At 52.8% G+C, this 10,006-nt stretch carries 9 protein-coding genes and 2 pseudogenes; 5 read left to right on the forward strand and 6 right to left on the reverse strand.

What is annotated here, in order from left to right; genetic code table 11:
• Positions 1-116: 116 nt before the first annotated feature.
• Complete coding sequence (locus CPT76_RS01650) at positions 117-644, reverse strand: PadR family transcriptional regulator (RefSeq protein ID WP_105441723.1); 528 nt, start codon at positions 642-644, stop codon at positions 117-119.
• Positions 645-713: 69 nt separating this feature from the next.
• Positions 714-1,823, reverse strand: coding sequence for a YhgE/Pip domain-containing protein (locus CPT76_RS01655; protein ID WP_105441724.1), 1,110 nt, complete (start codon positions 1,821-1,823; stop codon positions 714-716).
• Between the two features lie 237 nt (positions 1,824-2,060).
• Between CPT76_RS01655 and CPT76_RS01660 the strand changes: the two genes are divergently transcribed.
• Entirely contained in the window at positions 2,061-2,498 is a 438-nt protein-coding gene (locus tag CPT76_RS01660; protein ID WP_105441876.1) for a GNAT family N-acetyltransferase, read from the forward strand.
• A gap of 76 nt (positions 2,499-2,574) precedes the next feature.
• On the opposite strand, the gene CPT76_RS01665 is transcribed toward CPT76_RS01660, so the two are convergent.
• Positions 2,575-2,781, reverse strand: a complete 207-nt coding sequence (locus CPT76_RS01665) for a zinc ribbon domain-containing protein (RefSeq protein ID WP_105441725.1) — start codon at positions 2,779-2,781, stop codon at positions 2,575-2,577.
• 303 nt (positions 2,782-3,084) lie between these two features.
• Here CPT76_RS01665 and CPT76_RS01670 point away from each other — a divergent pair, with 303 nt between their 5' ends.
• From CPT76_RS01670 to CPT76_RS01680, 3 genes and pseudogenes are all read left to right on the forward strand, one after another.
• Positions 3,085-3,660: a sigma-70 family RNA polymerase sigma factor gene (locus CPT76_RS01670; protein ID WP_105441726.1), complete on the forward strand. Its 576-nt coding sequence runs from the start codon at positions 3,085-3,087 to the stop codon at positions 3,658-3,660.
• Positions 3,650-4,719, forward strand: a pseudogene (locus tag CPT76_RS01675) (hypothetical protein). The gene CPT76_RS01670 and the pseudogene CPT76_RS01675 overlap by 11 nt, the downstream one beginning before the upstream one ends.
• A 220-nt stretch (positions 4,720-4,939) precedes the next feature.
• Positions 4,940-5,921, forward strand: a pseudogene (locus CPT76_RS01680) (glycoside hydrolase family 43 protein).
• Positions 5,922-6,058: 137 nt separating this feature from the next.
• On the opposite strand, the gene CPT76_RS01685 reads toward CPT76_RS01680, so the two are convergent.
• Positions 6,059-6,514, reverse strand: coding sequence for an SRPBCC domain-containing protein (locus tag CPT76_RS01685; RefSeq protein ID WP_105441727.1), 456 nt, complete (start codon positions 6,512-6,514; stop codon positions 6,059-6,061).
• A gap of 261 nt (positions 6,515-6,775) precedes the next feature.
• Here CPT76_RS01685 and shc point away from each other — a divergent pair, with 261 nt between their 5' ends.
• On the forward strand, positions 6,776-8,704 hold the full coding sequence (gene shc / locus CPT76_RS01690) for a squalene--hopene cyclase (protein WP_105441728.1): 1,929 nt from the start codon (positions 6,776-6,778) through the stop codon (positions 8,702-8,704).
• Positions 8,705-8,763: 59 nt separating this feature from the next.
• Here shc and CPT76_RS01695 read toward each other — a convergent pair whose 3' ends face one another.
• Both CPT76_RS01695 and CPT76_RS01700 read right to left on the reverse strand, forming a co-directional pair.
• Positions 8,764-9,237 (reverse strand): PAS domain S-box protein, encoded by a 474-nt coding sequence (locus CPT76_RS01695; RefSeq protein WP_105441729.1) that lies wholly within the window; start codon positions 9,235-9,237, stop codon positions 8,764-8,766.
• Between the two features lies 1 nt (position 9,238).
• Positions 9,239-10,006: alpha/beta fold hydrolase (locus tag CPT76_RS01700; RefSeq protein WP_105441730.1), on the reverse strand; the 768-nt coding region annotated here is incomplete at its 5' end.

Below are 10,006 nucleotides of genomic sequence, written 5' to 3' on the forward strand. Positions count from 1 at the left end.
CACTTCACTTCTACTATTTCTAATCGAAACCTTTATGAGGTATGAAATGTTAATTATATTATGGCATCCATTTGCTTTTGTCAACCCTGGATTTCCCAAAAAGTGAAGCCAGGAGGTTAAGCAGAACGGAGATGTTCCATCAGCTTCCGGAGCCAATTGGCGTCATTCGACAGGGCGTGGTAGGCGTGCTCGCTAATAAAAAGGGCCGGATCACGGTACCTGTCCGGAACCTCGGAAAAGCCGGGCCGCTCCTCGATCAGCCGGATTTTTTTCTCCAGCCGGGCGATGGACTCTTCGATGATGTAAGCCAGCTTATGCTTATCCACTTTATCCAGAAACAACAGGGATGAATACAGGCTCGTGATGCTCGTGAAATTTTGAAATATCGTGTAAATTTCCTCTTCCAGCGCCCTGCGGCCCTCGTCGGTAATGCCGTAGGTCGTTTTCTCCGGACGGTTTTCGGATTGGACGACTTTGATTTTGCGGATGTAGCCCTTTTTCAACAGGACCTCAAAATTGTAATACAGCGTCCCGTCGTTAATTGTGATCGTATTTTCCAGAGGCTTGAACACCTGTTTCTTGATGTCGTACGGATGGTGCTCCCCCTCGCTGAGCAAGCCGAGAATAAAGATCTGAAGCGACATTGCGATCCTCCTCATCATATGAAAAAAGGGCCGACAGGACCTTTTCCTGTCAGCCCATCCGATCTTATTTTACATGAATTGCGGTTCCGCTGCAGGCTCCTTTTCCGCCTTGGCCGTTTTGACCGGCTTAAACTGGTGAATGAACAGGTTGATGACGAGCGCACCTGCACCCACCAGAGCCAGACCGAGGACGTATTCCGCCGTTTTCCCGCCTCCAAAAAGCAGGTTGTAGTCCAGATGAATGGTGTAGAACATCGGCGAAATGTGGCTGAAAGCCTTGAAGAATCCCGGCATCATCTCTTGCGGCAGTACGGCTCCGCCCGCAACTGTCTGCGACAGCAGCAGAGGCAGATTCAGCATCATGCCAGCCTGGCCGAGCAGCAGCACGCAAATGCTGGTGAACTCGATGGCGACGAGCATTTCCAGGGAATGCACCATCCACATTTTCAGGAACGTCTCCATCCCGTAGTTGTGGAAGCCGAAGTAGATAGCCAAACCGACCAGCGGCGCGATCACGGACAGCACCACATGGACGCCCTGCAGGGACAGGAACGCTCTCCATTTGCCTACTTTGGCTTTCAGCTGGTTCAGCGTGCCGGAGCTGATCATGGAATAAATCATCGCACCTACGTAGGACGCCATCGTCAGGAACATCGGTGCCATCTGATTATGCATGCCGGCAGGCGGTGTGTTCGTGGACACGATATTCGGCGTCACCTTCGACATCACGCCTTCGACCATCTGCTTGGATTGTTCCGCGGGCACCTTCATGCCCTGCAGCATGGCTTCAAAGCTCTGTGTCTGAATCTGCGTGCTGATCTTGGAGGAAACCTGTGTCGCAATGCTCTGCATCGTGCTGTTGACCGAGGCCGGATTGGATTCGTTGATGAAAAAGTCCAGCTTCACCTGTTCGCCCTGGGCGGCCAGCTTCTGCGTAAAATCCTGCGGGATATGCATGATGAACTGAATATCGCGGTTATCCAGGTCCTTCTGCGCCTGCTCAAGCGATTCGTCCGTGACGACATGCAGCGGCAGCTGCTTCTGCAGCTGCTCTACAAATTGTGCGCCCGACTGCTGGTCTTCATTCACGATCGCCATCGTCAAGCGGTCCACGTTTTTCGGAAGCGCGCTGTAACCGGACATGAAGATTCCGATCATGATAATTTGATAAAAAATCATCAATAAAAATGCCGCCGAGGACGGCTTTATTTTTAAAATATGCTTTCAAACTCCACTCCACCTTTTCTCTTTACTTTGTTTTATATACTTTAATTAGAGTAATAAATTTAGAGTTGGATGTCAAATCGAAGCGCGGGTGAATTGAGTTAAGGGGCTAAACGCCTGTTATCTTCACCAGTGAACCGCATCAATGTAGTAGAATATGTAATTATATTACTTGTGGGGCAGATGAAAAGAATGAATGCGGATATCAAGGTAAGGCTGGCATCAGTAACCGATGCAGAGGAGCTCTCGAGGCTAAACCAAGCGTTTAACGGAGGTGACAAGCGGCCTCGCCATCAAATCATGGAGAGCCTGAAGATCAACAACGAATTAATTGCTGTAGCGGAAATAAAGGGCAAGGTCGTTGGGTTTGGTTGTGCCCAAAGTTATCATTCATTTTGTTATGAAGAGCCGCAGGGGGAAATTACGGAACTGTATGTTGAAGAAGCCGCACGAAGGAGAGGAATTGCGGGTGCAATCATTTCATGCCTGGAAGAAAATCTCAGGGAACGTGGCGTAAAAAGCGTAAAAGTGTTGACTGGCAAGAGGAACGACGCTGCCATTAAAACGTATGAACACTGCAATTATGTTAAAGGCCATGAGCTGATCCTGACCAAAAGGATAGGAGACTGACGATTCATTCAACAAAGACCGCCCTGGAAAAGGCGATCTTGTATCAAAGCCTGTGGAGGACGTGCGCCTCCACGGCTTAACCAAAGAACAGGTCGAGTATATTCGATCCCATCGACGACTGCTTATTGTAAAATTCGGAATAGCCGCAATTTTCGCAATAGACGACAACAAATTGGTTGTGCTGGATATCAAACATTTTGGACAAGCCTGTGCCGGTCATGGCCACCTCTTTCGTTTTGGCGTTGCGGCTGCCGCATTTCACGCATCCCTGTTGTTCATTCATCTCTCATTACCTCCATATTCGCGTTCGCGTTTTGTTTCCTAATACGGTTCGTGTTAAGGCATGGTTGCAAACCGTTACTCTTCCGAATACTTCCCCCAGCCCTTCTATTGGTATAATTCCTCCAAGGCGACGTTGTAATTCAGCGCTTCGATGCTCCAGACCTTCTTATAGACGTACAGATATCCCTCGGAATCGGCTCGAAAAGATAATATTTATTTTTTATAGGATGATATAAACACCGAACCTTTTTTCCATCGAGCGACAATATAGGGTGTAAGCTGCTTACCCAGGAGGGCCCTCTGAATGCAAAACGAATCCATGTACCATGTGCTCACAAAAATGATCGAAGGAGATCAGCAGGCGTTTCACAGTTTGTATGATGCCACCTATCGGGATGTCTACCGGACCGTCTCTTTTCTGGTGGACCATCCGCAGGATCGCGAAGATATCATGAATGAGATTTACATGCAAATGTGGACCTCGCTTCCCAATTATGATCCGAATCGTCCTTTCCACTTCTGGCTGCACGGCTTGGTCATCCGCCAAGTGCAGAGATTCCGGATGAAAAGCTGGAGGAGGTTCCGAATTTTCGAACGCATCCGTGTCTTTTCCCGGGAAGAGCATCACTGGGATCAGCCCGCGGTGACGACGGATGGGACAGACCCTGAGATATCAAAGGCCATGCACAAGCTGACCGATAAACAGCGAACGGTGATCATTCTCCGCTTTTACCACGACTATACGCTGGAGGAGATTGCAACATTACTCGATATTCCGCTGGGAACCGTCAAGTCCAGATATCATGCCGGCCTGCAGTCGCTTCGAAAACAGTTGGGAAACCTCCCCCTGGAAAGGATGGAAAAGAACAATGCCTATTGAAAGCCAAATCCGCGAATACCTGACCCGAGAGGCAGAGACCATGGAATGCCCCCCGGCTGTTTCCAAACGAATCGAACAATCCTATTCTCAATACGTACAACGACAAAGGAGCAAAAAAACGATGAAAAAACGATGGATCGGCGGCATCGTTGCTGCTGTAATTATGATTCCAACCGCGGCTTTCGCGGCCCCTCCCCTGATTGAAATGGCAACGAGAACACCGATGACGGCTGAACAAGTCAAGGTGGATGCGGTTGGCCAGGCAGCGCTTGACAAGCTGTATCGCTCTTACCCGGAAACCAAGTCGTTTGAAATCGTCGACGCCAGCCAGCTTGGAGGAAATCCAGCGAATGCAACTCAGGGGAAAGCCATCCAAACCAGCATCGTGCTGCAGGAAAAGGGCGCTCACGGCAAAAAGTCCGACTTGATCTGAACGGTATTACGGGTGAAATCGAACATGTGAATCAGGAGAACTGGCAGCCTCAGAAGAAGCCGGTCATCTCCTTAACCGATCAAGAAATTAAGTCGAAGGTCGATGAACTCATTAACAAACTGTACGGCAGCACCAGTAAGTACGAATACAGCATGGAGCCGATGCAGAATTCGGACTCAAAAACGTTGATATTGAACTATACGGAAAAGGGATCAGCAACGCCGTTCTATCAGGCAATGGTTCAAGGCAATACGATCAGTGTTTCGCTGATCGGAGGCGGCACTGCCCTATCCGTGGAAGGCTTTTTCACTACAAACGGCAAGCCTGACTATACTGCGGATGCCTTTTTAAACGATGAAAAGCTCTTTGCTTTACTTCACATGAGCCCAGCAGAATTGAAACAAGAATTGGCCAAGGGTGCAACTGTCGTCGAAATCGCAGCATCCAAAAAGATCTCCAAGCAACAAGTCATAGACGTCATCGCAAGCACACAGGCTAAAAAACAAATCCAGGCCGATTCGCATGGAGGAGCTTCCGATGACGAGCGTGCGCTGGAACAATTGAAACAAATGGTTGAACCCAAAGTATTGCAAGTGATTGAACATAAAACGGAAACGCCTTGGTAGAAAGAGCAGTACAGGCGCCAGAAATGGCGCCTGTTTTTTTATGGATGCTCCCCTCTAGAATTGATCGTCTTAATAGAGGAACCATCCATTCTCTTAAAAACCTAAAATTTTGAGGAAAAGACCTATAAATCTTGTAGGTTTTTGACCCGGTTTGTTTGTTAAAATGGAAAGGAACACCTATTGCAGCATCCATTCAACCACTGATTAAGGAGGAAACGAGATGACTCAGCCTGTGACACAGCGCGAGCCTTTGGTCACCCACATCTATACCGCCGACCCTTCGGCTCACGTGTTTGAAGGCAAATTGTATATTTACCCTTCCCACGACCTGGACCATGAGCATACGTCCAACGATAACGGGGACCAGTACGACATGGAGGACTACCACATCCTGTCCATGGACGATGCGAACTCTCCATGCCAGGACCACGGCGAGGCGCTGCATCTCCGCGATATCCCTTGGGCCAAGCAGCAGCTCTGGGCTCCGGATGCGGCTTATAAGAACAATACGTACTACCTCTTCTTTCCAGCACGGGATCACGATGACATTTTCCGGATCGGCGTAGCCACCAGTTCCTCGCCCGCAGGGCCGTTCACTCCGCAGCCGGAATATATTCCGGGCAGCTTCAGCATTGACCCGGCCGTTCTTATGGATGATGACGGAAGCGCTTTTATGTACTTCGGCGGGTTGTGGGGCGGCCAGCTGGAAAAATGGCAGACGGGCACCTTTGATCCGAACGCAGAAGGCCCGGCGGCCGACGAACCGGCGCTGGGACCAAGAGTAGCCGAGCTGAGCGACGACCTGCTGACCTTCAAGGAGGCGCCACGCGAAATCTCCATTCTTGATGAGAGCGGCCAGCCGATTTTGGCAGGGGACGAGGAACGGAGATATTTTGAAGGACCGTGGGTACATAAGCATAACGGACTGTATTATCTGTCCTACTCGACCGGCACGACCCATAACATCGTATACGCTGTGAGCGAGAACCCGCAGGGCCTTTTACGTACAAGGAAAAATCCTGACGCCGGTCATCGGCTGGACGACCCACCACTCGATCGTGCAGTTCCAGGATAAATGGTATTTGTTCTATCACGACAGCTCCCTGTCAGGCGGCGCGGACAACAAACGCTGCGTTAAATTCACCGAGCTGACGATCCACGAGGACGGTACGATCGAAACGATCGATCCGTACGGGAAGTAATTGCATGTGACACGCTCGAGGCAAAATGAAAAGGCTTACCTCCACCAAATGGAGATAAGCCTTTTTGGTTTGCAGCGCCGTCCCGGAATCACGAAATGGAGAGGCAGGTCAACCGGCGGTGTTCCTGCCGTCCGGGTCTACTCTGTCCCCTCGGCAAAATTCCGAATCGCATCCATATAGGACGAGGCTGGGTATTCTTGTTTCGCGTGCTCGTATCCCGGATTGCCTTCGGACCACGCACAAGTGAGCTCCAGCTTGGTCTGATCCCCCACCGGCGTCAATTGGTAAGTCATATCGCAAAATGTGGACTCATGCTGTTCATTGTACGCCGGAGCAGGATGCTGTTCATACGAGAATACGCGGTTCGGCTCGTACTGCTTCACGAATCCGTACACATGAAGTGTCCGGTCCCCATCCGGCCCCGGTCCCCGGAATTCGACGCGGGCTCCCGGCTCAAAGGTCGATTCGATGCTGGACCCGAACAACGTGGCGCGTGTACCTTCCGATGTGGCAATGGCCGCCCACACCCGCTCGGGCGGAGCTGCGATCAAGACTTCGTACGTCAAGCTGCTGCTTGATGGATTGACTGCCATTTCATTCACCTTCCGTGGATTAATAGGAGCTGGTGTTGCCGGATCGATTCATCCATTTTTTTTACTTTAGCATGCAGGTTGATTGAAGCCAATCTATTTTTCTCTCCTCTAACACCGCAATTTGCGGCTGCGTCCCCATGCACCTCCCTTCTGATGAACCCGCTCCGCAAAGTTCGGCAGTAAGCTGCGAGCTTTCTCATTTCCCACTCCCCGCCAACATATATTGCTAACAACGACCTACGAACGGAGGTACATCCTTACATGCGTAATGTACTGAGCACGGTAGATGAGGAGACCGGGCGTTTGACGGCCTATCTCCTGAAGACGCAGCAGCCGGACGGCTCCTGGCGGTTTTGCTTTGAAAACGGAATCGGCATCGACGCCTTCGTTATCATCCTCTTTCGTATTCTGGAGGCGGATCCGGAAGGCCTCATCCGGCAGCTTCACGACCGGATCTGCAAAGAGCAGCAGCCTGACGGATGCTGGAGGCTGTATCCCGATGAGGAAGAGGGCAGCTTATCGGCTTCGGTGGAGGCTTACTACGCCCTGCTTTGCTCCGGTTACAGCCGGCCGGAGGAGGAGCATATGCAGCGCGCCAAGCGGTATATCCTTTCGCGTGGAGGAATCGGTAAAGTCGACAGCATTTTGACCAAGGCAATCCTGGCAGCGACGGGCCAGCGTCCCTGGCCCCGGTCGATCTCCATGATCCCGCTGGAGGTGCTGCTGTTCCCCTCGTATTTTCCGATCAACTTTTTCGAATTTTCGGGCTATTCCAGGGTCCATCTCACGCCGCTGCTGATCATGGCGGATCGGAAGTTTTCGGTTTCTCCGCCGGACGCTCCCGACCTCTCCGACCTTGCCTCCCCGCGCCTGGATATCGACGAAGACGATCCGCTGCCGCGGGAGTACGAGAACCTGCAGGCCGAACTCCGCCAGGGGATGAACAGGCTGATCGGCACACCGCGTTTTATCCATGAAGCCGCCGTGGAACGGGCCGAGCGGTTTATGCTGGAAAGGATCGAACCGGACGGCACCCTGTACAGCTACGCAAGCAGCACGATTCTGATGGTTCTGGCGCTGCTTGCCTTGGGCTATGAGCGGGAGCATCCCGTCATTAGCGATGCCGTCAAAGGGCTGACTGCCATGCAGTGTCAGGCGGACGGGACGACTACGATCCAGAATTCGCCCTCCACCGTCTGGGACACCGCCCTGATCGCCGATGCCCTGCAGGAGGCCGGGGTTGCGGAGAATCATCCGGCCATCCGTCAGGCCGCCTCCTATCTGCTGTCCCGGCAGCAGGACAAACCGGCCGATTGGAGCCTCCATAACCCGGATGCGGCTCCCGGCGGCTGGGGATTCTCCGAGTCGAACACGATCAACCCGGATGTGGATGACACAACGGCGGCGCTGCGCGCGATATCCCGCCTAACGGAAACAGACCCGCTGTACCAGGAAGCATGGAACCGCGGGCTGAATTGGGTGCTGTCGATGCAGAACCGGGACGGAGGCTGGCCGGCGTTCGAAAAGGATACCGACAAGCACATCCTGACCTGGCTCGCAATCGAAGGGGCCAAGTCCGCGGCCATCGATCCCTCCGAGGCGGATCTGACGGGCCGGACGCTGGAGTATCTCGGCCATTTTGCGGGTTTGGCGCAGCGGCATGAGTTCATCCGGCGGGGCGCAAACTGGCTGATCCGGCACCAGGAAAAGGACGGCTCGTGGTACGGGCGCTGGGGAGTATGCTACATCTACGGCACCTGGGCGGCATTAACAGGACTGGCGGCTGCCGGTGTACCGGCCAGTCATGATGCGATTCAAAAAGGCGTCCGTTGGCTTGAGCAGATCCAAAACCCGGACGGCGGATGGGGCGAATCCTGCCGGAGCGACCGGATCATGCGCTATGTCCCCCTCGGAGCGAGCACACCGTCGCAAACGGCCTGGGCTTTGGACGCGCTCATCGCCGTGCAGGAGCAGCCGTCGCCTTCCGTGGACCGGGGCGTCCAAAGGCTGACTTCCCTGCTGCAGCAGGACGGCGGCATGACGGCCTATCCGACGGGGGCCGGCCTTCCCGGCACCTTCTACTCTCGTTACCACAGCTACCGGTACATTTGGCCGATTCTCACGCTGAGCCATTACAAGCGCAAATACGGCCATGCCTCCCTGGAAACACCAAAGCCGCCGGATCTTTGACAAGAGTCCGGCGGCTTTTTTATCAAACCATTTTTACTGAAATATGAATTTTATTGTTCTTATTCCATTGAAGACGTTCCCTGTATTCGCTCCAGTTCATCGCGTTTCTGCCGGAGAAGGTTCTCGATCCGCTCAAGCTCTTCCCGCGCCCGGTTTGAAGCGCTCTCGGCTTGCTGGATCTGCTGTTCATATTCCATCCGCCGGCGCATGGGCATCAGCATGCAATCGTAGACCCATTCGCCATCCCGTTCCACTGCCGAAGCGTTAAGAAGCACGGGGAGGGCTTCGCCGCTGCTCGTTTTAAACGTCAAATACATTTCCTCAACACCCCGGTTCAGCTTTATGAGCGGAAGAAAATAGATTTGAAAAAAAATCCGGCTGGAACGGGTCAACAGCGATTCGAAGCTGCTCCCGCACATTCCCCGTTTCTCATATCCCAGCATGCGGCACAGCGTGACGTTGACTTCCTGAATAATGCGATTATCGGCCATGGACACATATCCGCAAGGCGCCTGATCCAATCGTTCGTCCATACTACCGTGTGGACTCGCTTGTCTGACCGGCTTTGGCCGAAGTCAAGTAGGCTTGAATCAGCTGAATCGTTTCATCGGGATGGCTCATGTGCGGACAATGGCCGGTAGCATCCATGAGCTGAAATTCGCTGCCCGGTATGTGAGTATGGATATAAGCCCCTGCTTCCAGAGGCGCGATCACGTCCTCGGCGCATTGGAGAATCAAGGAAGGCACGGTTACCTTTCCAAGCGCATCCCGGTAATCCGAGAGAAACGTCGCTTCGGCAAACCGCCGGGCCACCTTCGGATCGGTTGCGCAGAAGCTCTGTTCGAGCTCGCCGGACAACTCGGGACGACCCGGATTGCCCATGATGACAGGTGCCAGATAACTTGCCCAACCCTGATAGTTTTTGTCCATCATATCCATTAGAGCGAGCAAATCCTCGCGTTCAAAGCCTCCGATATAATCGGGAAGGTCGTTTAAATACCGTGCGGAAGGGCCTATCAGAATCAGCCGTTCAAAATATTCGGGTCTGCGGATGGAAGCGAGAATGCCGATCATGGCACCTACGGAATGACCTACGAAAATCGCGTCCATTGCCCCCAGTGCCTCGCATATATCCAGCACATCCTGGGCATAGCCGTCCAGATCGCTGTAGCGGACCGGATTATACGCCCGAATGTCTGACCTGCCGGATCCGACAAAATCAAACAAGACCACTTTGTAATGATCTTCGAAAGCAGGTGCGACAAAACGCCACATGTTTTGGTCGCAGCCGAACCCATGGGC

The sequence above is a fragment of the Paenibacillus sp. AR247 genome (assembly GCF_002968895.1).
GTDB classification, from domain to species: domain Bacteria; phylum Bacillota; class Bacilli; order Paenibacillales; family Paenibacillaceae; genus Paenibacillus_AQ; species Paenibacillus_AQ favisporus.